The organism is Vibrio sp. D173a, assembly GCF_030248475.1.
In genome coordinates this window covers 1-631 of the sequence record NZ_JAHGAH010000944.1, presented here as the reverse complement: position 1 = coordinate 631, position 631 = coordinate 1, and the positions used below count along the sequence as shown (strand labels likewise).

The following is a 631-nucleotide window of genomic DNA, read 5'->3' as shown; positions in this document are numbered from 1 at the left end:
GAACCCTAGCACCACTGCACGCCAATCACGACTTGCATTCGGTGCGTATTCGTAAAAACTAAAAGGGCGTACCACTATGTTTTCTTGTTTTGCCCTTTCACTCCAGTCTTGCTCTGAAAGTCCGTCATACCATTTGACCGTGACATGTAACCCTGCCGCTTGACTGATCACTTCAAGATCTTGTCCAAACTCTCTTTCCAAAGCAGAGAGCATGGCTTCATGTTTTTGCTTGTATAAACGACGCATTTTCCGGATGTGTCTAAGCAAGTCCCCTTCGTTAATAAAGTCGGCCAAGGCTTCTTGTGTATGGGTTGGTGAGTCGCCAGTAATCGCATCTTTGATCTCTAAACAGCGCGATACCAGTTGTTGTGGCACTACCATGTAACCAATCCTCAAGCCATTGAACATCACTTTACTCAGCGAACCGACGTAAATCACCCGTTCATCCTGCTCCAATTTGCCTGCCAACCCTTGCATACTAGTGTACGGACGGTGCGCAAACTGAAACTCACTGTCGTAATCGTCTTCAATAATCCAAGCTTGGTTCTGCTTGGCCCAATCAATGATTTTTAGCCTTTGCTCCGTGGTTAGTGTAGTGCCCATCGGGTATTGATTGCTCGGTGTGACGTAC

At 46.8% G+C, this 631-nt stretch carries 1 protein-coding gene; it reads right to left on the bottom strand.

From position 1 onward, the window contains the following. On the bottom strand, positions 1-631 hold a 631-nt coding region (locus KIV40_RS30440), incomplete at both ends, for a PLP-dependent aminotransferase family protein (RefSeq protein WP_285353003.1).